Annotated in this window: 26 protein-coding genes; 12 read left to right on the top strand and 14 right to left on the bottom strand. The window is 65.2% G+C overall.

The genetic code is table 11. The annotated features are described in order from the left end of the window. Window positions 1-66: 66 nt before the first annotated feature. The gene (locus AC1ZV1_RS28530) at window positions 67-642 is read right to left on the bottom strand and encodes a DUF6436 domain-containing protein (RefSeq protein WP_484294696.1); all 576 of its coding nucleotides are present in this window, start codon (window positions 640-642) and stop codon (window positions 67-69) included. Between the two features lie 123 nt (window positions 643-765). On the opposite strand from AC1ZV1_RS28530, the gene bipL reads away from it, so the two are divergent. Next, a complete protein-coding gene (bipL, locus tag AC1ZV1_RS28525) occupies window positions 766-1,704 on the top strand; it encodes a phospholipase BipL (protein WP_484294695.1) in 939 nt (312 codons plus the stop codon). Between the two features lie 153 nt (window positions 1,705-1,857). Here the strand turns inward: bipL and AC1ZV1_RS28520 are convergent, their stop codons facing one another. Then, window positions 1,858-2,598, bottom strand: a complete 741-nt coding sequence (locus tag AC1ZV1_RS28520; RefSeq protein ID WP_484294694.1) for a hypothetical protein — start codon at window positions 2,596-2,598, stop codon at window positions 1,858-1,860. A 100-nt stretch (window positions 2,599-2,698) separates the two neighbouring features. Between AC1ZV1_RS28520 and AC1ZV1_RS28515 the strand changes: the two genes are divergently transcribed. Beyond that, window positions 2,699-3,322: a 2OG-Fe(II) oxygenase gene (locus tag AC1ZV1_RS28515; protein ID WP_484297660.1), complete on the top strand. Its 624-nt coding sequence runs from the start codon at window positions 2,699-2,701 to the stop codon at window positions 3,320-3,322. 11 nt (window positions 3,323-3,333) lie between these two features. On the opposite strand, the gene AC1ZV1_RS28510 is transcribed toward AC1ZV1_RS28515, so the two are convergent. After that, window positions 3,334-3,882 (bottom strand): DUF6160 family protein, encoded by a 549-nt coding sequence (locus tag AC1ZV1_RS28510; RefSeq protein ID WP_484294693.1) that lies wholly within the window; start codon window positions 3,880-3,882, stop codon window positions 3,334-3,336. 254 nt (window positions 3,883-4,136) lie between these two features. Here AC1ZV1_RS28510 and AC1ZV1_RS28505 point away from each other — a divergent pair, with 254 nt between their 5' ends. Then, window positions 4,137-4,631 (top strand): 2-thiouracil desulfurase family protein, encoded by a 495-nt coding sequence (locus AC1ZV1_RS28505; RefSeq protein WP_484294692.1) that lies wholly within the window; start codon window positions 4,137-4,139, stop codon window positions 4,629-4,631. A 139-nt stretch (window positions 4,632-4,770) separates the two neighbouring features. Then, window positions 4,771-5,202, top strand: coding sequence for a DUF4399 domain-containing protein (locus AC1ZV1_RS28500; RefSeq protein ID WP_484294691.1), 432 nt, complete (start codon window positions 4,771-4,773; stop codon window positions 5,200-5,202). A 62-nt stretch (window positions 5,203-5,264) separates the two neighbouring features. Here the strand turns inward: AC1ZV1_RS28500 and serA are convergent, their stop codons facing one another. After that, window positions 5,265-6,494, bottom strand: coding sequence for a phosphoglycerate dehydrogenase (gene serA / locus AC1ZV1_RS28495; RefSeq protein ID WP_259757977.1), 1,230 nt, complete (start codon window positions 6,492-6,494; stop codon window positions 5,265-5,267). Between the two features lie 190 nt (window positions 6,495-6,684). Here serA and AC1ZV1_RS28490 point away from each other — a divergent pair, with 190 nt between their 5' ends. The 4 genes from AC1ZV1_RS28490 to AC1ZV1_RS28475 all read left to right on the top strand — a co-directional run bounded on the left by AC1ZV1_RS28490 (window position 6,685) and on the right by AC1ZV1_RS28475 (window position 10,459). Then, complete coding sequence (locus tag AC1ZV1_RS28490; protein ID WP_484294690.1) at window positions 6,685-8,079, top strand: FAD-binding oxidoreductase; 1,395 nt, start codon at window positions 6,685-6,687, stop codon at window positions 8,077-8,079. 217 nt (window positions 8,080-8,296) lie between these two features. Continuing rightward, entirely contained in the window at window positions 8,297-8,962 is a 666-nt protein-coding gene (locus AC1ZV1_RS28485) for a fumarylacetoacetate hydrolase family protein (RefSeq protein WP_484294689.1), read from the top strand. A gap of 86 nt (window positions 8,963-9,048) precedes the next feature. Next, window positions 9,049-9,963: an SdiA-regulated domain-containing protein gene (locus AC1ZV1_RS28480; protein ID WP_484294688.1), complete on the top strand. Its 915-nt coding sequence runs from the start codon at window positions 9,049-9,051 to the stop codon at window positions 9,961-9,963. Window positions 9,964-10,081: 118 nt separating this feature from the next. Continuing rightward, a complete protein-coding gene (locus AC1ZV1_RS28475; protein ID WP_484294687.1) occupies window positions 10,082-10,459 on the top strand; it encodes a NirD/YgiW/YdeI family stress tolerance protein in 378 nt (125 codons plus the stop codon). 81 nt (window positions 10,460-10,540) lie between these two features. Here AC1ZV1_RS28475 and AC1ZV1_RS28470 read toward each other — a convergent pair whose 3' ends face one another. The 7 genes from AC1ZV1_RS28470 to AC1ZV1_RS28440 form a co-directional block, all read right to left on the bottom strand. Then, window positions 10,541-11,572 (bottom strand): histone deacetylase family protein, encoded by a 1,032-nt coding sequence (locus AC1ZV1_RS28470; RefSeq protein ID WP_045215578.1) that lies wholly within the window; start codon window positions 11,570-11,572, stop codon window positions 10,541-10,543. Window positions 11,573-11,627: 55 nt separating this feature from the next. Continuing rightward, on the bottom strand, window positions 11,628-13,025 hold the full coding sequence (locus tag AC1ZV1_RS28465; protein WP_484294686.1) for an APC family permease: 1,398 nt from the start codon (window positions 13,023-13,025) through the stop codon (window positions 11,628-11,630). A gap of 385 nt (window positions 13,026-13,410) precedes the next feature. Beyond that, entirely contained in the window at window positions 13,411-14,460 is a 1,050-nt protein-coding gene (locus AC1ZV1_RS28460) for an ABC transporter substrate-binding protein (protein WP_081515260.1), read from the bottom strand. Window positions 14,461-14,503: 43 nt separating this feature from the next. Next, window positions 14,504-15,292 carry an ABC transporter permease gene (locus tag AC1ZV1_RS28455; protein WP_236174356.1) on the bottom strand — a complete coding sequence of 263 codons (789 nt, stop codon included), beginning with the start codon at window positions 15,290-15,292 and terminating at the stop codon, window positions 14,504-14,506. Then, window positions 15,289-16,203: an ABC transporter permease gene (locus AC1ZV1_RS28450; RefSeq protein WP_484294685.1), complete on the bottom strand. Its 915-nt coding sequence runs from the start codon at window positions 16,201-16,203 to the stop codon at window positions 15,289-15,291. The genes AC1ZV1_RS28455 and AC1ZV1_RS28450 overlap by 4 nt, the downstream gene beginning before the upstream one ends. Next, window positions 16,200-17,249: an ABC transporter ATP-binding protein gene (locus tag AC1ZV1_RS28445; RefSeq protein WP_484294684.1), complete on the bottom strand. Its 1,050-nt coding sequence runs from the start codon at window positions 17,247-17,249 to the stop codon at window positions 16,200-16,202. The genes AC1ZV1_RS28450 and AC1ZV1_RS28445 overlap by 4 nt, the downstream gene beginning before the upstream one ends. Window positions 17,250-17,558: 309 nt before the next feature. Then, window positions 17,559-18,575: an AraC family transcriptional regulator gene (locus AC1ZV1_RS28440; protein ID WP_484294683.1), complete on the bottom strand. Its 1,017-nt coding sequence runs from the start codon at window positions 18,573-18,575 to the stop codon at window positions 17,559-17,561. Between the two features lie 133 nt (window positions 18,576-18,708). Here AC1ZV1_RS28440 and AC1ZV1_RS28435 point away from each other — a divergent pair, with 133 nt between their 5' ends. Continuing rightward, complete coding sequence (locus AC1ZV1_RS28435) at window positions 18,709-19,632, top strand: SdiA-regulated domain-containing protein (protein WP_484294682.1); 924 nt, start codon at window positions 18,709-18,711, stop codon at window positions 19,630-19,632. Between the two features lie 21 nt (window positions 19,633-19,653). Here AC1ZV1_RS28435 and AC1ZV1_RS28430 read toward each other — a convergent pair whose 3' ends face one another. From AC1ZV1_RS28430 to rpiA, 3 genes are all read right to left on the bottom strand, one after another. After that, window positions 19,654-21,597 carry an autotransporter outer membrane beta-barrel domain-containing protein gene (locus AC1ZV1_RS28430; protein WP_484294681.1) on the bottom strand — a complete coding sequence of 648 codons (1,944 nt, stop codon included), beginning with the start codon at window positions 21,595-21,597 and terminating at the stop codon, window positions 19,654-19,656. Window positions 21,598-21,809: 212 nt separating this feature from the next. Beyond that, complete coding sequence (locus AC1ZV1_RS28425; protein ID WP_484294680.1) at window positions 21,810-22,142, bottom strand: YegP family protein; 333 nt, start codon at window positions 22,140-22,142, stop codon at window positions 21,810-21,812. Between the two features lie 92 nt (window positions 22,143-22,234). Beyond that, a complete protein-coding gene (gene rpiA / locus AC1ZV1_RS28420) occupies window positions 22,235-22,906 on the bottom strand; it encodes a ribose-5-phosphate isomerase RpiA (RefSeq protein WP_484294679.1) in 672 nt (223 codons plus the stop codon). A 202-nt stretch (window positions 22,907-23,108) separates the two neighbouring features. Here rpiA and ilvA point away from each other — a divergent pair, with 202 nt between their 5' ends. From ilvA to AC1ZV1_RS28405, 3 genes are all read left to right on the top strand, one after another. After that, window positions 23,109-24,623: a threonine ammonia-lyase, biosynthetic gene (gene ilvA / locus AC1ZV1_RS28415; protein ID WP_484294678.1), complete on the top strand. Its 1,515-nt coding sequence runs from the start codon at window positions 23,109-23,111 to the stop codon at window positions 24,621-24,623. A 69-nt stretch (window positions 24,624-24,692) separates the two neighbouring features. After that, window positions 24,693-25,160, top strand: a complete 468-nt coding sequence (locus tag AC1ZV1_RS28410; protein ID WP_484294677.1) for a DUF2269 domain-containing protein — start codon at window positions 24,693-24,695, stop codon at window positions 25,158-25,160. A 10-nt stretch (window positions 25,161-25,170) separates the two neighbouring features. Then, window positions 25,171-25,638, top strand: coding sequence for a DUF2269 family protein (locus AC1ZV1_RS28405; protein WP_484294676.1), 468 nt, complete (start codon window positions 25,171-25,173; stop codon window positions 25,636-25,638). Window positions 25,639-25,664: the final 26 nt, after the last annotated feature.

Below are 25,664 nucleotides of genomic sequence, written 5' to 3'. Positions count from 1 at the left end.
TCGGCCCTTCATGGGCCGGCGAACCAAGTGTAGTCATGGATTGGCCATCGGCTTCGTTGATGCGGCTCAGTGCTTTGCGCCATCCCAGGGGCAATAGCAGCCCACCGCCAGGGTGTGGGTCGCGTTGACCGGGCGTCCCTGTACCAGGGCGTCGAGGATCGGTTCGATGAAGCTGTTGCCCGAGGTGCACACCGCGCCTTCGCTGTAGGGGCCGAAGTAGGCGAGTTGACCCTGAGCATTCCAGATCGCCACGGCGGGGCTCGCCGGCAACTGCTCGGCGCCGGGCAGCGAGTCCAGCGCACGCATCGATTTCAGGGTGTCGGGCAGGTGGCCGCGGGTGCCGGGCTTCTGCACCGCGAAAAATTCCACGCCCTGCGGGCCGAAGCGCTGGATCAGCTCGGCGAGGTGCTGCTGGTTGCCGACGTTGCACGGGCAGGCCGGGTCCCAGAAATGCACCAGGCGGATCTTGCCGGGACCGGCCAGTTGCGCGGGCAGCATCAGGTGATCTCCGGAAAACAGCTGCGGCTGATGGCTGAACGGCCGGATGAAGCGGTTCTCGTACCACCAGTAGGTGGCCAGCAGCGCGCCCAGGCAGAGGGCGGCGATCAGCCAGGTGAGCAGCGGTTTTCGACGTGAGGACATGGCAGCGACCAGTGACGGAGTCGGTAAGATAGCCGACAAGCTTGCCACGGGCGCGGGCGCGGCAGAATATCCCGCTGCTGCACTCGCGCCCTTCGTCACCCGCCTGCCAGAAGCGAAAAGCCCATGCCTGAAGCCTTCCAGCCCGATCTGCTGCGTACCCTGCTGCGACCTCTGACCGCAGAAGCGAACGAGGTCGGCATCGCGTTGTACCAGCACTTCTACGGCCTGGACCTGCACTCGCGGCATCCGGGCTTGCAGACCCGGCTGGGGACCTTCGAGGCCGGCGGCTACCAGATTGCCGCTCAGTACTGGCGGCCGGCGCTGGCGCGCGGGACGGTCGTCCTGCTGCATGGCTACTACGACCACATGGGCCTGTACCGCCACGTGATCGACTGGGCGCTGGGCATGGGCTTCGCCGTGCTGGCCTGCGACCTGCCGGGGCACGGCCTCTCCGGTGGCGCTGCCGCGAGCATCGGGGATTTCGCCGAGTACCAGGTGGTGCTCGGTGCGCTGCTGGGACAGGCCCAGGCGCTGGACCTGCCGCAACCCTGGCACCTCTGCGGACAGAGTACCGGTGGGGCGATCCTGCTGGACTACCTGCTCACGGGCGAGCCGCGTCCGGAGCTCGGTCGCACCATTCTCCTCGCGCCGCTGGTGCGGCCGCGCGCCTGGGGCTGGTCGAAATTCAGCTACCAGATGCTGCGGCCTTTCGTGGACTCGATTCCGCGGCGCTTCAGCGAGAACTCCAGCGACGCCGAATTCCTCGCCTTCCTGCGCGACCGCGATCCGTTGCAGCCGAAGATCCTGCCCACGGCCTGGGTCGGCGCGCTGGCGCGGTGGATTCCGCGCATCGAGGCAGCCGGCCATGGCGCGCAGAGCCTTTTGGTGGTGCAGGGCGATGCCGACGAGACGGTGGACTGGCGCTACAACCTGAAGGTGCTGGAAGACAAGTTCGAGAAGATCGAGTGCCTGCTGCTCACCGGCGCGCGGCACCACCTGGCAAACGAAAGCGAGACGCTGCGCCGGCGTTACTTCGATTTTCTCAGCGAGCGGATGGCGTAGCCGGGGACGTGCGGGAAAGGGTCTCGCTGTAGTCGAGGGTGTGTCCTTCACTCCCTGCGCCATGCTCCTCAGGCGCCACCCTCTGTGCAGCGGGTGGCATTCTAGGAGGCGCGCTGCTCGGAGTGGTCCGCAAGCCGTGTCGGTCTAATCCGATCACTGCCCGTCGGACGGTGCAGCCAGGCCAGCCTTGAGAGCGGCCAGGGCGGCGCGGTAGTAGTCGCGGCCGGCCGGCGATTCGCTGAAGTCGGCAAACTGGCCCAGTTCGGCATCGGTCAGTCCGCGGTAGACATACAGCAGGGTGTTGTCGAGATCAGCGCCGATCTGGCTCATCAACTTCTGCCGCTGGCCTTCGAGCATGCCCTGGGTGGTGCCACCACCGAGCAGGCCGGGGAGCATCTGGCTGAGGCTGTCGGCAGCCACGCTGGCCAGGGCCAGGCTGACTTCGGCGCCGGCTTCGCGGGCCGGCAGAATCTGGCTCAGGCGATGGACGATCTGCTTGCGGGCATCACTGGCCTGCTGGCGCGGCAGGCCGTTGGCGTATTTCTGCAACTGGTCGCTGCGAGTCGCCAGGGTTTCGGCCCCGGCGACCTTGCGGCCCAGCGGGGATTCGAAGAAGTTCACCGCCGCCGCGCTGTCGGGCAGGTTCTGGCGCAAACCGTTGAGGGCGCGCTGGTCAATATCGGCAGGGGCGAAGCGTTGGTTGCTGTTGTCCACCAGCGTCTGGTACAGCGCCGGTGGCAGGTTGCCCTGGTAGCGCTTCTGCGCAGCGTGCAGGGCGTCATTGAAGTGCGCTCGCTGTTCCGGCCATCCCGCGGCCTGGTACAGGCGCTGGTAGTTGTCAGCCAGGGCAGGCATGCCCAGTACAAGAAGGGTGAGGGCCAGCAGTACGCGCATTGCAACTCCTTTTGGGCGGCAGGGTTCGCTCGCCGGGGGCTATTGTCGGCAAGGCTTGCCCCGCTTGTCGAGCCACTGGCGCTGGACGTTACAATGCGCGATGTATTTCGACGCCGATTCTCCCGTCCTGCACCGCATCGTGGATGACCTCGCCGACCAAGGCTGGTCGCAGCAGGACGCCTTCCTTCCCGATGCCCTGATCGCCCAGCTGGCGACGGAGTGCCGTGCCCGCGACGCGGCCGGCAAGCTGGCCGCTGCCGCCATCGGCCGGGGCGATGGGCAGGCCGTGCGCGAAGGCATCCGCGGTGACCGCATCCAGTGGATCGAGCCTGGCCAGTCCGCGGCCTGCGACCTCTACCTGGGGGCGCTGGACGCGCTACGCCTGCAGATCAATCGCGCGCTCTTCCTGGGCCTGGAGGACTTCGAAGGGCACTTCGCGCTCTATCCGCCGGGAGCGTTCTACCAGAAGCACCTGGACCGCTTCCGTGACGATGATCGGCGCGCCATCTCCGCGGTCTTGTACCTCAACCGCGACTGGCCAGTGACGCAGGGCGGCGAACTGCGGATGTACTTCGCCGACGAGCGGACGCTGGACCTGTCGCCGCTGGCCGGCCGACTGGTGGTGTTCCTCTCCGGCGAGTTCCCCCACGAGGTGCTGCCGGCCAGTCATGACCGTCTGTCGCTCACCGGTTGGTTCCGTCGCCGTGGTGACGCGCTGCTCTGAGTGGCGCGGGATCAGTGGCCCCAGATCTTGAGGGTGCCGCTGATGTCCTGGATGTCGCGCACTTCGATGCTCCCCAGCTTTCCGCCACCCACGTAGAGATCGCCGGCCACCCGCAGGCGGATGGTCTGTGACGGCAGCCCGCTGGCGTTGAGTTGCTGGTTGATGGTGGTGAGATCGGGGAGGGTCAGGGCCAGTTGCTGCTGACCGCCGGCGCCCTGCACCACGTCGACCTGCAGGGTCGGCTGCTCGATGCCGAAGATCGGCAGGCTCAGGCCCAGTTGCGCAGCCCCGTAGGGCAGGCTGCCGCCGCGACCGTCGGGGCAGTCGCCGGCGCTCACGCAGCCGTTGTCGATGAACACGTTGCGCAGGGACACGCTGCCACCGTCGTCCTTCCACGCCATGCTGTCCATGTGGGCCAGCACGTCGGCGCGGATGCTGATTCCATCCTGGCCGGTGACGGCGTCCAGGTGTTCGTTGTCCAGGGCCTCGAGCTCGGCGAAGGCGAAGGGCAGGTAGGACAGCGCGGCGACGGTGGCGGTGCAGAGGAGGAAACGAGGCATGACGGGGCTCCATGGCGATTGGCCGATGCGCGAGTCTGGGTGGCCGCCTGCCGCGCAGCCAGTGCCGGACGGCTGTTCCCGTCGAAGGTTGTGCTCGGGTGAGTGCCGACGACCGGCGCGCCGCTCAAGGACCCGACTTTCGGCGGGCCGGAAACCTGTTGCGACATACGCTGCGATGAAAGTTGCGTTACCCGGCGTGACCGGAAAACGGCGAGCGGCTAGTCTGTCCCCTTCCCAAAGGGAGTGATTCGCCTATGCAGAAGGTTCTCGTCAGCCGCTGCCTGCTTGGCCATCGCGTCCGCTACGACGGCGGTGCGCACGGGCCGTTCGACCTGCTATCGCGCTGGCTTGACCAGGGGCGGGTGGTCGCGCTGTGCCCGGAAGTCGCCGGTGGCCTGCCGACGCCTCGCGCCCCGGCGGAAATCCCCGGTGGCCAGGGCATGGCCGTGCTGGAGCGCGCGCGCCCGGTAATGACGGTGGACGGCGAGGACGTCAGCGATGCCTTCCTGCTGGGCGCCGAGGAGGCCATGGCGCTGGTGCGTCGCCACGACATCCGCCTGGCGGTGCTCAAGGCGCGCAGCCCATCCTGCGGCAACCGCGAAAACTACGACGGCAGCTTCAGCGGCCAGAAGGTTGCTGGCGAGGGTGTCACCGCCGCTGCCCTCAAACGCATGGGGGTGCTGGTGTTCAGCGAAGAAGAGCTGGACGCCGCCGCGGTCTGCCTGGCCGGGCTGGAAGCTGGAGGCTAGAGCGGCCGCCGACACTCGAAGACGCACTATTTTCCTTGAGCCTCGCGCCCTGGCGCCTATGCTTGTGCGTTCCATGCGCAAAGGTGCGGGCCTGAGCGAGCCCTTCGCCGTTGCGATTGTCATGCAGAAGGAGAAGAACATGAGAACCATGCTGCCTTGCCTCGGCCTTGTCGCGCTGCTTGCCGGTACTTCCGCCATCGCGGCGGAAGTTCCGCGCACCCCGGCCCCGGAAGGCGCCAAGGTCTACTTCATCGAGCCCGCTGACGGCGCCACGGTGGACAAGACCTTCACCGTCAAGTTTGGCCTCAAGGGCATGGGCGTCGCGCCGGCGGGCGTGGATTCGCCTGCGACCGGCCACCACCACCTGCTGATCGACCTCAAGGAGCAACCGGCGATGAACCTGCCGCTGCCGATGACCGACCAGATCAAGCACTTCGGCAAGGGCCAGACCGAAACCCAGGTGACCCTGCCGCCGGGCAAGCACACCCTGCAGTTGCTGGTGGGCGACAAGAACCACGTGCCCTTCGACCCGCCGGTGGAGTCGCAGCAGATCACCGTCAACGTGAAGTGATCGTTTCGCGGGCATGAAAAAAGGAGGCCTAGGCCTCCTTTTTTCATGCCACCGGGCTGCGCTTAGAAGAGAACGCGGCTGCGGATGGTGCCGTTCACGTGCTGCAGCTTCTCCAGCGCCAGGTCCGAGTACTCGGCGTCGACGTCGATCACCACGTAGCCGACCTTGTCGTTGGTCTGCAGGTACTGGCCGGAGATGTTGATGCCGTTGTCGGCGAACACCTTGTTGATCTCGCTCATCACACCCGGAATGTTGGCGTGGATGTGCAGCAGGCGGTGCTTGCCCGGGTGCGACGGCAGGGCAACTTCCGGGAAGTTGACCGAGGACACCGAGGTGCCGTTGTCGCTGTACTTGACCAGCTTTTCGGCCACTTCCAGGCCGATGTTGGCCTGGGCTTCGGCGGTGGAGCCGCCGATGTGCGGGGTCAGGATCACGCGATCCAGGCCACGCAGCGGGCTTTCGAACTCGTCGTCGTTGGACTTGGGCTCGACCGGGAACACGTCGATGGCGGCGCCGATCAGGTGCTCGTCCTTGATCGCTGCGGCCAAGTGGTCCAGCTCGACCACGGTGCCACGGGCGGCGTTGATCAGGATGCCGCCTTTCTTGATGGCGCGGATTTCCTTCTCGCCGATCATCCACTGGGTGGACGGCAGTTCCGGCACGTGCAGCGAGACGATGTCGGACATGCCGAGCAGCTCGTGCAGGTTGCCGACCTGCTGGGCGTTACCCAGCGGCAGCTTGGTCACGACGTCGTAGAAGAACACCTGCATGCCCAGGGCTTCGGCCAGGACCGAGAGCTGGGTGCCGATCGAGCCGTAGCCGACGATGCCCAGCTTCTTGCCGCGGATCTCGAACGAGTTGGCCGCGGACTTGATCCAGCCGCCGCGGTGGCAGGAGGCGTTCTTCTCCGGGATGCCGCGCAGCAGCAGGATGGCCTCGGCCAGCACCAGTTCGGCAACCGAACGGGTATTGGAGTAGGGCGCGTTGAACACGGCGATGCCGCGTTCGCGGGCTGCGTTCAGGTCGACCTGGTTGGTACCGATGCAGAAGCAGCCGACGGCGATCAGCTTCTTGGCAGCGTCGAAGACTTCTTCGGTCAGCTGGGTGCGGGAGCGGATACCGATGAAGTGTGCATCGGCAATCTTTTCCTTCAGCTCGTCACCGGACAGGGCGGTCTTGAGGTACTCGATGTTGGAGTAGCCGGCCGCCTTGAGGGTGTCGACGGCGTTCTGGTGTACGCCTTCAAGGAGAAGGAATTTGATCTTGCTCTTGTCGAGAGAAGTCTTGCTCATCTGCTTTGAACCTGTAGTCCCGGGATGTGGCGAGAAATTGAACAGCTCAGGCCTGACCGGCCGGTGCCAAGCTTGGCGCCAGGTGGCGATCTGCGTGGGGTGCGTATGCTAGCATGTTCTCCCTTTTCCTTGCCCGGTTGCGACCTGAGCTGTTCTCAGGACGACCATGAACCATTTGAGAGTTCCTCCAATGACCCGCGACGCCCTGATCGAATCGCTCAAGCCCCTGCTGGATGCCGGGAAGCTGCTGACAGACGCCGATTCCCTCGACACCTACGGCAAGGATTGGACCAAGCATTTCGCCCCGGCGCCCCTGGCGATCGCCTTCCCCAAGAGCACCGAGCAGGTTCAGGCCATTGTCCGCTGGGCCAATGAGCACAAGGTCGCGCTGGTGCCCTCGGGCGGCCGTACCGGTCTCTCCGCCGCCGCCGTCGCCGCCAACGGCGAAGTGGTCGTGGCCTTCGACTACATGAACAAGGTGCTGGCGTTCAACGAATTCGACCGCACCGTGGTCTGTCAGCCGGGCGTGATCACCAAGCAGCTGCAGACCTTCGCCGAAGAGCACGGCCTGTACTATCCGGTGGACTTCGCGTCGTCGGGCTCCAGTCAGATTGGCGGCAATATCGGCACCAATGCCGGCGGGATCAAGGTCATTCGCTACGGCATGACCCGCAACTGGGTAGCCGGCATGAAGGTCGTCACCGGCAAGGGTGACTTGCTGGAGCTGAACAAGGACCTGATCAAGAACGCCACCGGCTACGACCTGCGCCAGCTGTTCATCGGCGCCGAAGGCACCCTGGGCTTCGTGGTCGAGGCCACCATGCGCCTGGAGCGCCAGCCGAAGAACCTCACCGCGATGGTCCTCGGCACCCCGGACTTCGACTCGATCATGCCGGTGCTGCACGCCTTCCAGAACAAGCTGGACCTGACCGCCTTCGAGTTCTTCTCCGACAAGGCCCTGGCCAAGATCATGGCCCGTGGCGACGTGCCGCCGGCCTTCGAGACCGACTGCCCGTTCTATGCCCTGCTGGAATTCGAGGCGAGCACCGAGGAAGTGGCCAACGAGGCGCTGGCCACCTTCGAACATTGTGTAGAGCAGGGCTGGGTCCTCGATGGCGTGATGAGCCAGAGCGAACAGCAGCTGCAGAACCTGTGGAAGCTGCGCGAGTACATCTCCGAGACCATCTCCCACTGGACGCCCTACAAGAACGATATCTCCGTCACCGTCGGCAAGGTTCCGGCCTTCCTCAAGGACATCGATGACATCGTCGCGGCCAACTACCCCGACTTCGAGGTCGTCTGGTTCGGCCACATCGGCGACGGCAACCTGCACCTGAATATCCTCAAGCCCGAGAGCCTGACCAAGGACGAGTTCTTCGCCAAGTGCGCGACCGTCAACAAGTGGGTCTTCGAGACTGTGCAGAAGTACAACGGCTCCATCTCGGCCGAGCACGGCGTGGGCATGACCAAGCGTGATTACCTGGGTTACTCTCGCTCCGAGGCTGAAATCGGCTACATGAAGGCGGTCAAGGCGGTGTTCGACCCGAACGGGATCATGAACCCCGGCAAGATCTTCGCCGAATAAGCCGCCAGGGCCTGCTTGCGATCTGCCGCGCGTCGGCAGAGCTGCGGGAGCGTAAACAGACTGTGTATCCAGAAGGGCCGGCTCTTTGGCTAGAGGGGCCGGCCCTTCGCACGTCAGCGCCACGGGACGTGGCGCGTGCGCCGGCAAGGATGCGGGCAACCGCGCGGGACCACGAGCCCCGCGCGGATCATCTCTTCCATGCGTTCAGGAGTCGGTCATGAGTTACCAGCATCAGTACGTCGATGGCACCCCGATCCATTTCACCCTGGGCAAGGTGGTCTGTGTCGGCCGCAACTACGCGGAGCACGCCAAGGAGCTGAACAACCCGGTACCGACCGAGCCGCTGCTGTTCATCAAGCCGGGCTCCTGCACCGTTTCCCATGCCGGCGGCTTCGCCATCCCGGAAGACCGTGGCTCGGTGCACTACGAGGCAGAAATCGCCGTGCTGATCGGCAAGCCGTTGTCGCGCAAGCCGAGCGCCGAGGAAGTGCTGGATGCCATTTCCGGCTACGCCCCGGCATTGGACCTGACCCTGCGCGACGTGCAGGCCAAGCTGAAGGAAAAGGGCCTGCCCTGGGAGCTGGCCAAGTCCTTCGATGGCGCCTTCGTGCTGGCGCCCTTCGTCAGCGCCGACCACTTCCCGGACCCGACCGATATCGGCATCCGCCTGGTGATCGACGGTGAAGTTCGCCAGGACGGCAACAGCCGCGACATGCTCAACCCCATCGTGCCGCTGATCCAGCACATCTGCGGTCACTTCTCGCTGCAGCCGGGCGATGTGGTGTCCACCGGAACGCCGGTCGGTGTCGGCCCGCTCAAGAGCGGCAGTGACGTGGTGCTGGAACTTCCCGGCGCCAGCCGATTCGAAAGCCGCGTGCTTTAACACCGTTGTCCCGCCGAAGGCCGCCGATTGTGCGGCCTTCGTCTTATGGCGGGGCGCCTTGCCCGTGCTGATCAACAAGAGTCGTCATGACCATGTCCGTCCTTCGTCCTCGCTGGCTGCTGCTGGCCATTGCGTTCGCCCTGGTGGTACTCGCCTATCTGGTTTCCCGCTTCCACTGGGATGATCGCGCCCGTCTCTGGTTGCGCGAGCAGGACACCAGCGCCCAGGCGCGCGCCGAGAGCATCTGGTTGCCCGGCTATACCGCGGTGATCCAGGCCAAGCCGCTCAAGGGCGGTATCGAGGGGCAGGAGACCTCCGACCTCGCCTACAACCCGGTGACCCGCACCCTGTTCACCGTGACTGGCAAGAAGCCGCTGCTGGCCGAGCTGTCGCTGACCGGCGATGTGCTGCGGGTGATACCGCTGCTGGGCATGTCCAATCCCGAGGGCGTGGCGGTGCTCGAGGGCGGCAACGTGGCGGTGACCGACGAGCGCAAGAATTCCCTGACCATCTTCCACGTCGACCCGCAGACCCGTGAGTTGAGCACCGAGAAGCTCTCCAGCTTCGATCTCGGGCCGCGGGGCAAGAAGAACAAGGGCATCGAGGGCATTGCCTGGGACCCGCGCCAGCATCGCCTGGTGCTGGGGCAGGAGCGCGATCCGCTGGCGCTGTTCAGTCTCACCAGCGATGGCGGCCCGAGCCTTAACGGTGCGCTGCAACCGCTGCCCAGTGACTTGTTGATGACCAACGTCTCGGCGCTGAGCATCGATCCGCGTACCGGGCACACCCTGGTGCTGTCGGCGGAGTCGCACCTGCTGCTGGAGCTGGACGAGAAGGGCGAGCCGATCAGCTTCATCAGCCTGCTGGGGGGCCTGAATGGCCTGCACGAGAGGATTCCGCGTGCGGAAGGCGTGGCCATCGACGAGCAGGGCACTATCTACATGGTCAGCGAGCCTGACCTGTTCTATGTGTTCAAGCGCGAGCCGGCCAAGGCGGATTGACCTGGGTCGGGGGAGTGGGCGTTCGATGGCTTTAAGGTTGGGTTAAGTCCGGATTCAGGCTGGTTTCAGCCGCCGGCCCTAAGCTGAACCCATCGAAAACGCCGCAGGAGGCTCTTCCATGAAACTTCGTCATCTCCCCCTGATCGCTGCCGCTGGCCTGTTCTCCACCATCACTTTGGCCGCCGGTTACACCGGCCCGGGCAGCGATGCCAAGCCCGTTGCTGCCGCCGCGCAGGTCACCACGGTCAAGCAGGCGCAGTCTGCCGCCGACGACACCCCGGTGGTGCTGGAAGGCGTGATTACCAAGCGCATTCGTGGTGAGCATTACGAGTTCAAGGATGCGACCGGCAGCATCCAGGTCGAGATCGATCATGACGACTGGCCGGCCGGTGCCTCGGTCTCCGAGAACACCAAGGTGCGCCTGACCGGTGAGGTCGACCACCACAAGCAGAAGGCCACCGATATCGACGTGGATCGCGTCGAGATCATCCAGTAAGCCCGCTTCAATGAAAAAGCCGCGCCGGAAACTCCGGTGCGGCTTTTTTGTTTTCGGCTTTGCGCAGGAGCGGTATCGGTATCACCCGATGCTTTCGAAGCCCTGCAGCACGTTGATCGCGTTGATGCCGATTTCTTCCACCGCGTAGCCGCCTTCCATGACGAACAGGGTCGGCAGGCCGAGCTTGCCGATGGCTTCGCCCATGCGCAGGTAGTCCGGGCTGTCCAGCTTGAACTGGGAGATCGGGTCTTCCTTGTAGGTGTCCACGCCCAGCGACACGATCAGCACGTCCGGCTTGTACGCCGAGATCTGCCGGATCGCCGCCTGCAGCGCCAGGCTCCAAACCGACCAGTCGCTGCCCGAAGCCAGCGGGTAGTTGAAGTTGAAGCCTTCACCCACGCCCTGGCCCTTCTCGTCGGCGTAGCCGAGGAAGTAGGGGTACTCGAAGCGTGGATCACCGTGGATCGAGGTGAACAGCACATCGGCGCGGTCGTAGAAGATGTCCTGGGTGCCGTTGCCGTGGTGGTAGTCGACGTCGAGGATGGCCACGCGGTTGGCGCCCTGGTCGAGGATCGACTGGGCAGCGATGGCCGCGTTGTTGAAGAAGCAGTAGCCACCCATGAAGTCCGCCGAGGCGTGGTGACCCGGCGGGCGGCACAGGGAGAATACCGAGCGCGCGCCCTTGGCCAGCTCGGCCTGGCCGGTCATCGCCACGTTCACCGAGCTGAGCACCGCCTGCCAGGTGCCGGCGGTGATCGGCGCGCCGGCATCCAGGCTGTAGTAGCCCAGGCGGCCGTCGATGCTGTCCGGCTCCTTCTGCCGCAGGCGGCGGGTCGGCCAGCAGATCGGCAGCATGTCGTGGGTCCGGCCGGTGGCCAGCCAGTCACGCCAGGCATGTTGCAGGAACCGCACGAAGCCCTCGCTGTGCACCCTCAGGATGGGGTCCAGGCCGAAGTCCCGCGGGGCCTGGATGTCGCCCAGTTTCACCGCCTTGGCCCGGTCCAGCACCATGTCGGCGCGGCTGGGCTTTTCAAAGCAGGGGGTGAACTGGCCGCCGATCAGCTCGTGCTGACCGTGGTGCAAGCGATGGTCGTCGGTATAGATCGTCAACATCACGCGCTCCTGAGGGCGCCTCCGGGCGCCCGTTGGGTTCTGGATAGCTCTGCCGTCAGGCGTTTTCCTCGAAATTGACACTCGGTGCCTTGCGACGGAAGCCGCCGGTGTGCACCGCCAGGTAAGCGAAGCCGACCGCGAACCAGCTCAGGCCGACGACCAGCGTCAGTTGCGAGAGGCTGGTCCACAGCCACAGGGTCAGGCACAGGCCGATGAAGGGGATCGCCCCGTACACCAGGATGTCCTTCGCACCGCGACGGCGCTCGACGCCGAGGTAGGTGCGGATCACCGCCAGGTTGACCACGGAGAAGGCCACCAGCGCGCCGAAGCTGATCATCGAGGCGAGGGTGGTCAGGTCCAGCACCACCGCCAGCAGCGAGATCGCGGAGACCACCAGGATCGCCACGACCGGGGTCTGGAAGCGTGCATGGAGGACGCCGAACAGGCTGCGCGGCAGGATGCCGTCACGGCCCATGGTGAAGATGATGCGCGACACCGAGGCCTGGGAGGCCAGGGCCGAACCGATGCAGCCGGCGATGTAGGCGGAGGTGAAGAAGTTGCCGAGGAACTGGCCGCCGGCCTTGAGCATCACTTCGTTGGCTGCCGAGTCGGCGTTCTGGAACACGCTGCCGGGGAATACCAGCTGACTGATGATCGCCAGCAGGGTGAACATCAGGCCGGCGATGACGGTGGTGATGATGATCGCGCGGGGAATGTCGCGGCGGGCGTCGCGGGTTTCCTCGGCCATGGTCGAGACCGCGTCGAAGCCCAGGAACGACAGGCACAGCACTGCGGCTCCGGCCATCAGCGGGGCAAAGCCGGGCTGGGTGCCGTCGCCGACGAAGGGCAGGCTGAAGTCGATCGCAGCGCCACCGGCCAGGGTCTTGATCGACATGACCACGAAGACGGCGATGAACACCAGTTGCGCGCCGACGATGACGTTGCTCATGCCGGCGACCTGGCTGATGCCGACCACGTTGAGCACGGTGACCAGAGCGATGGAGGCGACCACGAAGATCCAGGCCGGGATTTCCGGGAAGGCAATGTTCATGAACAGGCCGATGAGCAGGTAGTTGATCATCGGCAGGAACAGGTAATCGAGCAGCAGCGACCAGCCGGACAGGAAGCCGACCACCGGGCCGAAGCTCAGGCTGGTATAGGAGTACGCGGAGCCGGAAATCGGGTACTTGCGCACCATGAAGCTGTAGGACGCCGCGGTGAAGAGCATCGCCAGCAGGGTGATCAGGTAAGCGGTCGCGGTGCGGCCGCCGGTCATCTCGGTGACCACGCCGTAGGTGGTGAACATGGTCAGCGGGACCATGTAGACGAGGCCGAAGAAGACCAGGGCGGGCAGGCCCAGGACGCGTTTCAGGCGGGCGTCGGCGCTGGCCGGGGTGCCCTGTTGGGTGCTCTGTGAAGTGTGCGCAGTGCTGGCGCTGTGTTGGCTGGCCATTGGGAGATCCTCGCGATTTTTATGATGGCTTGCGGGCGGCGTTCGGTGGCCGTCCTGATGTCGTCGGGTTACGGCTCAGCCGCAGCGCTGACGACGCGCGAGGAATGAGGGTGTGTGCTGCAGGGTGACGCAAAAGCTGGTCATGGGCGTTCTCGGGGCATTTGTTCTTGTGGATAACGCGCTCGCGTTCCCTCGGGAAATCCTTGCGCCACCTGTGATGGTGCAAGGGCTGGCCGCCTTTCCAGCCGCTCCCTGCGCGAGCCGCCCGACTCTAGCAACCGAGGGTGTCGGGCAGAACCCTGCAAAGGGTCAAAAAGGGATCGAAATGGCCAAATTGGTTGTCAGGATCACCCGGCGCGCACCGCCGCGCCGGGTGACCTGTGGGTCATTTCTTCAGCTTGGTCCAGACCTTGGAGCGCAGCTGCAGGGCTTTGGGCGAGCAGAGCTTGAAGGGCTTCAGGCGATCCAGCTTGTCTGCCGGGGTGTTGATCGCCGGGTCGTCGAACAGCTCCTTGTCCATGTACTTGTCCGAGCCTTCGATCGCGTTGTTGTACTTGGCGAAGTTGGAGGCCAGGGCAATGTTTTCCGGCTGCATCATCCAGTTCAGGAAGGCATGGGCCTCCTTGATGTTGGTGGCATCCTTGGGAATGGTCAGGTTGTCGATGAACAGGCGTACGCCTTCCTTGGGATAGACGTAGACCAGGCTGGCGCGCTGGGCGTGGGCGCGGTGGAAGGCGCCGTTCCATTGCTGGTGCATGGAGACTTCGCCGGCGGCCATGCGTTCGATGGTGCCGTCGCTGTTGTACATGGCCAGCATCGGTTTCTGCTTGAGCAGCAGGTCCTGGATCTTCGCTGCCTCTTTCGGGTCCTCGGTGCACTCGTCGATGCCCAGGTAGTAGGACGCCGGGGCATACAGCTCTTCGATGGAGTTGAGCGCCACCACCTTGCCTTTCAGCTCGGCCGGCGGCTCGAAGAACGGCTTCCAGCTTTCATCCAGCTTGCCGCCCGGCACCTTGGCGCTGTCGTAGCTGTAGCCGGTGGTGCCCCACAGGTAGGGCACGGAGTAATCATGGCCCGGGTCGTAGGTCAGGGTCTTGAACTTGTCCTTGAGGTTCGCCAGGTTCGGCAGCTGCGACTTGTCGAGCTTCTGCAGCAGGCCTTCCTTGACGAAGATTTCGATGAAGCTGTCCGACGGTACGACCACGTCGTAGGCGCCGCCGCCGGCCTTGAGCTTGGCCAGCAGGGTCTCGTTGCTGTCGTAGGAATCCAGGGTGGCGTGGATGCCGGTGTCCTTCTCGAACTTCTTCAGCAGTTCCGGCGGGAAATAGTCGGACCAGTTGGCGAAGTGCAGGGTGCCGTCGGCATGGGCGCTGCCGGCCAGCAGCAAGCTGGCGGCGACAAGCGCGCGGGCGATGGGGGTACGGCGGAATTTCATCGGTGAAGCTCCTTGCAATGTTGTTTTGATTGGCGGCAGGAGGTCAGCGGCGACGCTGGCCGACGTAGTACGACAACGCAACGAACGCGATGGAAATCAACAGTATTATTGAAGATATGGCGTTGATCTTCGGGGAAATCCCCATTCGGATGGAGCTGAAGATGTACACCGGCAGGGTGGTGGCCCCGGCGCCGGCGACGAAGTAGGTGATGACGAAGTCGTCCATGGAGATGATGAATGCCAGCATCGCCCCCGACACGATCCCCGGTGTCAGCAGTGGGAAGGTCACTTTCCAGAAGGTCTTCCACGGCGAGGCGTAGAGGTCCGCCGCCGCTTCGGCCAGCCTGGGGTCCATGCCTTCGAGGCGGGCGCGGATCGGCAGGTAGGCGAAGGGAATACAGAACACGATGTGCGCCAGCAGGATGGTGAACAGCGACAGCTTCAGACCGATGAAGGCGAAGAACATCAGGGTCGCCACTGCGGTGACGATCTCCGGCACCAGCAGCGGCAGGCCCAGCACGCCACTCATCAGCGTCTGCCCGCGGAACGAGCGACCGCGCATGCCCAGCGCGGCGAGCGTGGCCAGGGTGGTGGCGACGACGGTGGCCAGGGTGGCAACGATCAGCGAGTTCTTCGCGGCGCGAAGGATTTCCGGGTCGTCCGCGACCACGGCATACCATTTCAGGCTGAAGCTTTCCCACAGCGTCGCCGACTGGCCGCTGTTGAAGCTCAGCACCACCAGCACGAAGATCGGGATGTAGAGGAAGGCGAAGAACAGCCAGGCGGCGGGCCGGACCCCGGTGAACCGCCAGAGCGGGTTGGCCGACTTCATGGATGACCTCCCGACGCGCCCTGTTTGAACCGCATGCTGTAGATCATCATCGCCAGCAGCACGAAGGCCAGCAGGGCGAAGGACAGCGCTGCGCCGAACGGCCAGTTGTGCGCCGTGCCGAACTGCAGCTGGATCAGGTTGCCGATCATCAGCGACTTACCGCCCCCGAGCAGCTCGGGAATGATGTAGCTGCCCAGCGACGGGATGAACACCAGGATGCAGCCGGCGACGATGCCGGGCATGGCCAGCGGGATGATGATCCGCTTGAGGGCCTTCCAGCGGTTGGCGCCCAGGTCGAAGGCGGCTTCCACCAGTCGCCAGTCCATCTTCTCCAGGCTGGTGTAGATGGGCAGGACCATGAACGGCAGGTAGGTGTAGAGCAGGCCGATGATCACCGCGTTATCGGTGTAGAGGATGCCCAGCGACGCATTGGAAAAGCCCAGTCCGTGCAGGCCCTCGTCGATCAATCCGCCGTTGCGCAGCAGCAGCATCCAGGCGTAGACCCGCACCAGCAGGTTGGTCCAGAACGGCACCGTGACCAGGAACAGCAGCAGGTTGCGTCGGCGTTCGTCCTGTAGCGCCAGATAGAGCGCGGTAGGGAAGCCGATCAGCACGCAGCCCAGGGTGGTCAGGATCGACAGCCAGAACGAGCGCTGGAAGATGCCCAGGTAGTCGGCGTTGAACGCCAGGCTGTCGTCCAGGTCGCGTTCCCAGAGGAAGTTGATGTAGGCCTCGACGGTGTGCTGGCCCCATTTCACGCCGCCGTAGTCGCCCGGTGCCTGGATCGACACGGCGAACATGATGCCCAGCGGCAGGACGAGGAACACCACCAGCATGATCATCGCCGGGCTGGTCAGGGCCAGGCGATTGAACAGCGACTTTCGTTCCGCTTGTGCGCGCAGTGTACTCATTCGGCCAGCACCCGGATGGCGGTGGCGGGAACGCGGACCCGCACCCGCGCGCCGGGCGCGTGGGTGGAAAGGGCGCCGTCGCGGTTCTGCTGACGGACCCGGAAGCCGCCCTGACCGGCGACGTTGAGGTGGTACACGGTATCGGTGCCGACGTAGACGATGTTCTCGACCACGCCTTCGAGCTGGCCGTCCTGCGCGAGTTCGGTGCGCTCCGGGCGAATCGCCAGGGTCACCTTGCCGGGCAGGGTCGTGGCGGCCGGTAACGTCTGGCCGTCGGCCAGGCGCACGCTGTCACCGCTGGATTCACCCTCGAGGAAGTTGGTCTCGCCGATGAAGTCGGCCACCAGGCGGTTGACCGGCGCCTCGTAGATTTCGGTGGGCGTACCGATCTGCATGACCTTGCCGCGACTCATCACTGCGATGCGGTCGGACATGGTCAGGGCTTCTTCCTGGTCGTGGGTGACGAAGATGAAGGTGATGCCGGTCTCGTGCTGCAGGCGCTTGAGTTCGATCTGCATTTCCTTGCGCAGCTTCAGGTCCAGCGCGGACAGCGATTCGTCGAGCAGCAGTACCTTGGGCCGGCTGGCCAGGGCGCGGGCCAGGGCGATGCGCTGTTGCTGGCCGCCGGAAAGCTGGTCGGCGCGACGCTTGCCGACGTCAGGCAGGCGCACCAGTTCGAGCATCTTCTGCACGGTGGCATCGATGTCGCTGCGCTGCTTGCCCTGCATTTCCAGGCCGAAGGCGATGTTCTCCGCCACGGTCATGTGGGGAAACAGGGCGTAGCTCTGGAAGACGGTATTGACCGGGCGGCGGAAGGGCGGAAGGCCTTCCATCGCGTCGCCGTAGAGGCGAATGCTGCCGGAGGAGGGTTGTTCGAACCCGGCGATCAGTCGCAGCAAGGTGGTCTTGCCGCAGCCCGAAGGGCCGAGGAGGGTGAAGAACTCGTTGGCGCGGATTTCCAGTGACACGTCGTCCAGGGCCTTGAGGCCTTGTCCGGGTGTACCGAACTCCATGCATATCCGCTCGATGGTGATCGCGCTGGTCATGCTGGTACCATGCAGTTAAGCAGTTGTTATTGTTGAGGTTTTACGGTTTCTAGGACCGTTTCACCTAGCTGCGGATTGATAATGACCAAGCGCCGGGATACGCAGAACGATAGATCAGGCCAATAAGGGATAAATCAGGCCAAGTTGAAAATCCGCTCTGCCCTGCTGGATTTCGGGCGCCAGCGGGGTGTCGTTTCTCAGGCTTTTTATAGGAGCGAGCCTGATCGCGAATCGGTCAGGCGACGGAACTCCGTGTAGGAGCGCGGCATGCGCGCGATCACGCGCATGGCCAGTTCCAGCAGGGAGAGATCAACCGCGATACAGGCTCGGGCTCGCTCCGCTCCAGCGCTGGAAGGCGTGGCGGAAGCTGGCGGTCTCGCTGTAGCCCAACTGCTCGGCGATCAGGTAGATCGGCAAGTCGGTGTCCTTGAGCAGTTGCCGCGCACGGTCGAAGCGCACCTCGTCGAGCACCTGTTGATAACTGGTGTTCTGCTGCTGCAGGTGGCGCCGCAGGGTGCGGGTGGAGCGGTGCAGGTGGCGCGCCACGGTGTCCAGATTGGCGGTGTCCGGCAGGTGGCTTGCCAGGTGCTGGCGCAACTGGTCGATCACATCGCCGCGAGCGGTGAGCATGGCGCTCATGCGCAGGCACTGCTGCACGCCATTGTGGCAGCTGACCGGGTCGGCCAGTGGCAGCGGGCGGTCCAGCAGTGCCGGGCTGAAGCACAGCGCGCTGGTGGGGGCGCCGAAGTCCACCGGGCAGCCCAGGCGCTCGGTGTAGGTCTCGGCATGCAAGGGCGGCCGATAGGCCAGCAGCAACCGACGCGGTCGCACCGATTCGCCGAGCAGGTCGCGGATCACCGTCAGCAGCGATGTCAGGCACAGCTCGGTGTTGAACACCGTGAGCTCGGGTGCGTAGCGGTAGCCGTCGGCGGTCAGATGAACCTCGTCGCCCTGTGCTGTCAGCGCCAGGCGGAAGTAAGTGCCAAGCAGTTCGGGAAAGGACAGCGCCAGGTGCAGCGCATCGCGCAGGGTGCGGCTGGCGAGCATGCTGTAACCCAGAATCCCGTAGGCCGAGACGTGCATGCGCAGGCCAAGGTAGAGGCCCAGCGCCGGGTCGTGGTGGCAGTTCAGGGCGTTGGCGAACACCCGCAGCTCCTGTGCGTGGGTGATCAGCTTCTCCGGCGTCAGCAGGTCCGCCTCGCCGATGCCGCTGCCTTCCAGCAGCTTCGGTCGTGGTACGCCGGCGTGATGGAGCACCTCGGTCGCCAGGACCACGGTGTGCAGTGTGGCTTGCTGGCGTTGTTCGGGAAGCAGGGACACGGCCATCGGATTACCTTTCGCAACGGTCGATGAGTCTTGCGCTTAACTGACTCTAGCTTGCGGAAAACTCCTACGCCGCCATTAAGGTAGGCTTCAGCCGCTGCTGCCAATCTGCCACGCCAACTCCCCTGAGACCTCCATGCGCCGTCTGCTCAAGCCCCGCCGTCTGATCCTGCTGCTGGCGTTGCTCGCCCTGGCGTCGCTGCTGGCGCTGGGCCAGAGCTTCCGGGTCTACGAACGTGCCTGGTTCAAGCTCAACGAATGGCGCCACGCTGCCGAGTGGCAGGAGAAGTCCATCTGGTTGCCCGACTATCGCGTGGTACTGGAGGCGCAGCCAATCGAGGGGCTGGACGAGAATGTCTCGGCGCTGACCTACGACCCGGACCGGCAGACCCTCTTCACCGTGACCAACAAGCGCAACGAGCTGGTCGAGTTGTCGCTGGAAGGCACGGTGCTGCGCAGGGTCGCGCTGCACGGCTTCGGCGACACGGAGGCCATCGAGTACATCAGCCGCAATGTCTACGTGATCAGTGACGAAACCCACCAGCGCTTGCTGCGGGTGGAACTGCGTGACGACACGAAGGAGCTGCACGCCGACGACGCCCAGCAACTCTCCCTGGCCCTGGGGCGCGGCGGCAACAGCGGGTTCGAGGGGCTGGCCTATGACTCGGTGGGCAAGCGCCTGTTCGTCGCCAAGGAGCGTAATCCCGTGCACATCTACGAGGTGCGGGGGTTCCCCTACGAGCAGTCGCAGCAGCCCTTCGCGGTGCACGTGGTGGAAGACCTCAAGCACAACCGCAACCTCTTCGTCCGCGATCTTTCCAGCCTGCAGTACGACGAGCGCAGCGGGCACCTGCTGGCCCTCTCCGACGAATCGCGGCTGGTGCTGGAGCTGAGCGCCGATGGCGAACCGGTCAGCTCGCTGTCGCTGCTGCGGGGTATGCAGGGGCTGCGGCGCAGCGTGCCGCAGGCCGAAGGCATCGCCATGGACGACCAGGGCGCGTTGTACCTGGTCAGCGAACCCAATCTCTTCTACGTGTTCAAGAAGCGCGAGGCGCCCTGAGGGCACCTCGCTTGCCTGCGATCAGAACTGCCACTGCACGCCGAGGGAGTAGGAGGCCTGGCTGCCTTCGCTGTGGGCGAAGCGCGTGTTGGCTTCGGCGAAGACGCCCAACTGCTCGGTGACCGCCAGTAAAGCCCCGGCCTGGGCACGGCCGAAGTCCTTGTCCACGTTGCCCAGGTCGGCAACGCGGGTACGGCCGTCGCCCAGGGCGGTCAGGGCGATATCGTCCAGACGGCCGTCGGCCAGTTCCTTCACCCAGCGCACGCTGGCGTAGGGCTGCACGGCCATGTGGTTGCCCAGCGGCAGTTCCCCGCGAAGGCCCCAGCCCAGGCTGGCCTCGACCGAGTCGTAGTCCTGCTTCTCATAACCCAGCGCGGTACGCAGGTTGTCGTCTTCGTTGAAGTCATCGATGCGATAGTGCACGAAGTCCAGCCCGCCCTGCGGCCCGGTCTTTATGCCGGCGATGTCGAGGTCGTAGCCGCCCTCGACCCGCGCGCCCCAGAACCAGGCGTTGGTGTCGCCGTCGATGCGCTGGTCGAGCAGCACCGGGCCGTTCTTCGCTTTCAGGTACACCGAGCGCTTGCTGTCGAAGTCGGCATAGCCGGCGCTCAGTTCGCCGCCCAGCCAGGCCGGTCCGCCATCGTTGAACAGGCCGTAGAGGCCCAATTGCCAGGTTTCCGCTTCCAGGCGGGCGCTGTGGTCCAGGTTGTCACGGCTTCGCTGGAAGCTCAGGCTGCCGCCGACGGTCACTGCTTCGCTGGCGCGGTAGTCGCCCAGCAGGTTCACCCCGGCACGGTGCGAGCGCGGGTCGCCGGGCATGTCGAAGCCGCTCTCGGGCGTGGTTTCACCTTCCACGCCGACCGCGCCGTCGAAACTGCCGACCGGGCGCGAGCTGCCCAGCAGCGTCAGCCAGCGGCGCTCATGCAGACGAGTCAGGGCCAGGTGCTGGCGCTGCAGCTGGTCTTCCATCTGCCGTGCCATCGCGCCGCCGGAGGCGGTGGAAGCGAGCAGATCGGCGTTGGTCAGTTCCAGCACCAGGCGGGTCAGCAGGCGCGAGAAGTCGCGCAGGCGCTGGTCGATACGCGCCTGGCCGAAGGCGTCGGTGAGCACCTGTTCATTGTCCAGCGCGGGGTTGTGCCAGGTCGCGCCGCCGGGGATGGCGGGATTGTCGGTCTGCTCGTAGCCGTCCAGGTCACCGAGTTCCCAGTTGGTGGCCTCGATGAACAGTACCGGGACGTTCAGTCCCTCGAAGCTTTCGCCGTCGCTGCAGCAGCCGGTGCCGGCGGGATATTCCTCGTTCAGGCCGGGGTTGGTGAACAACGGGACCTTCAGCTCCCGGGCAATGCGCAGGAGCTGGTCGCGGTAGGCGCCCAGCGCGGGATTGTCGACGCTGTTGAAGCCGGCGTGGGCGTACATCCTGTCGCCGGTGATCAGGCTGTCGAGGTTGATCATCCCCAGCAGGTTGCTGCGCTGCTCGTCGCTGAGCGAGGCGACATAGGCCCGCGAGCCACGCAGGCCTTCCTCCTCGGCGCCGAAGCCGACCACTTCCAGGCCGTTCTCCAGGGCGATGCCGCCCAGGTTGCGCGCGATCTCGGTCAGCACGGCGGCACCCGAGCCGTTGTCGTCCAGGCCCTGCAGGGTCGGGCGGCCGTAGTAGGTGTCGTAGTGGGCGCCGAGCACCACGTACTGGCCGCTGCTGCCCGGCGCGCTGGCAATGACGTTCTGCGAGTTGCGATTGCCGGCCCAGGTGAAGTCCTGGATCTGCGTCTGATAGCCGAAGCCCAGGCGCGACTGCATCAGCGCGGTGGCGCCGGCGAAGCTGGCGGTGCCGCGATACCGGCCGGGGTAGTCGTTGATCAGGGTGTCGAGGGTGTCCCCGGCATACTCCCCGTATTCGTAGGCGCTGGTGTCGGTTGCCAGCGCAGCGCAGCTCAGGCTGGCCGCAACGGCTAAGGGTTTGAACACGGCACTTTCCTCTGTGTCGATTGGACTCGCATCGGTCTTCGATGCGTGCGCCGGAGGAAAGCAGGATGTGGACCGATTCGCCGGAGACGGGCGCAATTTGACGCCTCAGTGACCGAGGGTGTCGCGCCTCTGTAACAATACTGATACACGGCCGGCCGCGCGACCGTCCCTGGGTTCGGGTTCGCGGTTGTGCTCACCGAAACGGTGCGCGATCAGGTGTCGTCGCTGATCGGAGCGTCCGCCGCATAGCGCTTCACTGCCGCCACGCCGGCATCGGCGGTGGCCTTGCTGGCGTACATCTGGCTCTGTCCGACGACCTGGCCGTTGGTGGCGTTGAGCACGAAGTAGTGCTTGCCGTTGCTGGCGACCTTGATCTCGAAGGCGCCTTCGCGCTGGGCGTTCCTGCGCACCGACTCGATGCCGTCCACGGCCGAGGTCTTGGCCTTGTAGCGCTCGCTGGTCAGGACGATCTCGCCATTGCTGGCGTGCAGGTTGAAGAGGAACTGGCCATCACTGGCCTTCTTCAGATGGTACTTGGCGGCCATGCTGCGTCTCCGTCAGGGCGGGTGGGTCATCCCAGCGTAGACGGCAGCAGGCGCTCTGGAAGGCGCCATCCGGCGGATGGCGCCTGGCGGGATCAGAGCTTGAGGGTCTTCACGCCATCAGCGGTACCCAGCAGCAACAGGTCGGCCGGGCGCGCGGCGAACAGGCCGTTGGTGACCACGCCGACAATGTTGTTGATCGCTTCTTCCAGCTGCACCGGGCTGTCGATGCGCAGGTTGTGCACGTCGAGGATGATGTTGCCGTTGTCGGTCAGCACGCCCTCGCGGTACACCGGGTCGCCGCCCAGTTTCACCAGTTGGCGCGCCACGTGGCTGCGGGCCATGGGAATGACTTCCACCGGCAGCGGGAAGCCGCCGAGAATCGGCACCCGCTTGCTGGCGTCGGCGATGCAGATGAACTGCTTGGCGACTGCGGCGACGATCTTCTCGCGGGTCAGGGCGGCACCGCCGCCCTTGATCAGCTCCAGGCGCTCGTTGGTCTCGTCGGCGCCATCCACGTAGAACTCCAGCTCGCTGACGGTGTTCAGGTCGTAGACCGGAATGCCGTGGCCCTTCAGGCGCTGGGCGGTGGCTTCGGAGCTGGCTACGGCGCCGTCGAACTCGGCCTTGTGCTTGGCCAGCAGGTCGATGAAGAAGTTGGCGGTGGAGCCGGTACCCACGCCGACAATGCTCTTGCTGTCGAGGTGCGGAAGGATGTGATCGACGGCGGCCTGGGCCACAGCCTGCTTGAGCTGATCCTGGTTCATGGCGAAGGGTCTTCTTACCTGGAAGGGCGCAAGGGCGCCGGAGAAAGTTCGAGAAGGCGGATTATAGCGGCCTGGGGCACACCGGTGTTGCGCCGCCGGGCAACTGTTATGGTCATCTGCGCGCGGATTGTTCGGTGGCCCGCGCCGCGCCCGCTGGAGTAGACTCGCGGTTCCTCGAAAAGCCGCCGATATAGCCCTTCCGATGCTCGAACACTACGTCAAGAAGATCCTCACCTCGCGTGTCTACGACGTTGCCGTGGAAACGCCCCTGCAGCCCGCCCGCCAGCTCTCCGAGCGCCTGGGCAACCAGATTCTGCTGAAACGCGAAGACCTGCAGCCGGTGTTCTCCTTCAAGATTCGCGGCGCCTACAACAAGCTGGCGCAGCTGAGCCCGGAAGAACTCGCCCGCGGCGTCGTCACCGCTTCCGCCGGCAACCATGCCCAGGGCGTGGCGCTGGCCGCCCGCGAGCTGGGGATCAAGGCCACCATCGTGATGCCGCGCACCACGCCGGAGCTGAAGGTCCAGGGCGTGCGTGCCCGGGGCGGCAAGGCCGTGCTGCACGGCGATGCCTTCCCCGATGCCCTGGCGCACTCGCTGAAGCTGGTGGAAGAGAAAGGCTACGTCTACATCCACCCCTACGACGATCCGGACGTGATCGCCGGCCAGGGCACCGTGGCCATGGAAATCCTCCGTCAGAACCCGGGCCGCATCGACGCGATCTTCGTGCCCGTCGGCGGCGGCGGCCTGATCGCCGGCATCGCCGCCTACGTGAAGTACCTGCGCCCGGAGATCAAGGTCATCGGCGTCGAGCCGGACGACTCCAACTGCCTGCAGGCCGCCAAGGCTGCCGGCGAGCGCGTGGTGCTCGGCCAGGTCGGGCTGTTCGCCGACGGTGTCGCCGTGGCGCAGATCGGCAAGCACAACTTCGAGCTGTGCAAGGACCATGTCGATGAAGTGATCACCGTCAGCACCGACGAGATCTGCGCGGCGATCAAGGACATCTACGACGACACCCGTTCGATCACCGAGCCGGCCGGCGCGCTGGCGGTGGCCGGGATCAAGAAGTACGTCGAGCGCGAAGGCGTGAAGGGCGAGACCCTGGTCGCCATCGACTCGGGCGCCAACATCAACTTTGACCGTCTGCGCCACGTGGCCGAGCGCGCGGAGCTGGGCGAGAAGCGCGAAGCGATCATCGCGGTGACCATCCCGGAGCGTCCAGGCAGCTTCAAGGCCTTCTGCGAGGCCATCGGCAAGCGCCAGATCACCGAGTTCAACTACCGCTACAACACCGACAGCGAAGCGCACATCTTCGTCGGCGTGCAGACGCACCCGGAGAACGACCCGCGCGAGGCACTGGTGCAGCAGCTGAAGGACCAGGGTTTCCCGGTGCTGGACCTGACCGACAACGAACTGGCCAAACTGCACATCCGTCACATGGTCGGCGGCCATTCGCCGCGCGTCTCCGGCGAGCAGGTGTTCCGCTTCGAGTTCCCCGAACGCCCCGGCGCGCTGTTCAACTTCCTCAATCGTCTGGGCGGACGCTGGAACATCACCCTGTTCCATTACCGCAACCACGGCGCGGCCGATGGTCGCGTGGTGGCGGGCCTGCAGGTGCCGGAAGACGAACGCCACCTGGTGGCGGCGGCGCTGGAAGAGATTGGCTACCCCTACTGGGACGAGACCGACAACCCGGCCTACCGCCTGTTCCTCGGCTGAGGAACAGGCAGGGACGCTGCGTCTGCTGCTAGGCTTGTCGGAACGCCGCCTTCTTCACAGGGAATTGAAATGGAAAGCCTGCAGACCTTCCGCATCCTCCACGGCATCGCTGCGGTGCTGCCGTTCCTGGCCATTATCGGCCTGGCCTGGTACGGCTGGCGCAGCTGGCGTGGGGGCGACGCCGGGGTGATCGCCAAGGCGCTGCAGCGCATCGGCCTGATCGGTTGGGTGCTGGTGGCCGGCAGCGTCGCCAGCCTGCCGGTCACCGGCTACCGCATGGTGCAGACCGTCGGCTGGCCGCTGGGACAGACCTGGCTGCTGGGCAGCGCCTGTCTGCTGATCGTCGCGACGATCTTTTGGCTGCTGTTCACCACCCGCCTGTGGCGCATCCGTGACCTGGCGCTGGTGGCGCAGGGCAGCGGCGAGCCGATTGCAGCCGGCGCGTCGCGGCAGTGGAAGTTCGGCCTGGCCTTCTTCGCGCTCGCGCTGCTGTGCGTGATCGCCATTCTGGTGCTGATGATCAGCAAGCCGGTGTGATGCCCGCCGCGTGAACCTCTACCTGCTGCTCAAGACCCTGCACATCCTGTCTTCCACGCTGCTGTTCGGCACCGGCCTGGGCTCGGCCTATTACAGCTGGCGTGCCTGGCGCAGTGGCAACCTGGAAGCCATCCGCATCACCTTCCGCCACCTGGTCACCGCCGACTGGCTGTTCATCGCCACCACGGCGGTATTCCAGCCGCTGAGCGGCATCGCCATGGCCCACATGGCCGGCTGGCCGCTGGATTCGGGCTGGCTGCTGTGGAGCCTGGCGCTCTACGTGTTCGCGGGCGTCTGCTGGCTGCCGGTGGTGTGGCTGCAGATCCGCGTGCGCGACATGGCCGAGGCGGCGCACCGGGAAGGCGCCGCGTTGCCGCCGCGAGCCTTCCTCTATATGCGCTGGTGGTTCGCCCTGGGCTGGCCGGCGTTCCTGGCCTTCCTGGCGATCTTCTATCTGATGGTCAACAAGGACTTCTGAGCCTTCAGCGCAGGCAGATGAGCCCT

Source organism: Pseudomonas sp. BB438, assembly GCF_057180225.1.
The sequence above is the reverse complement of the archived record's forward strand: the minus strand, read 5'-3'. Positions and strand labels throughout refer to the sequence as shown.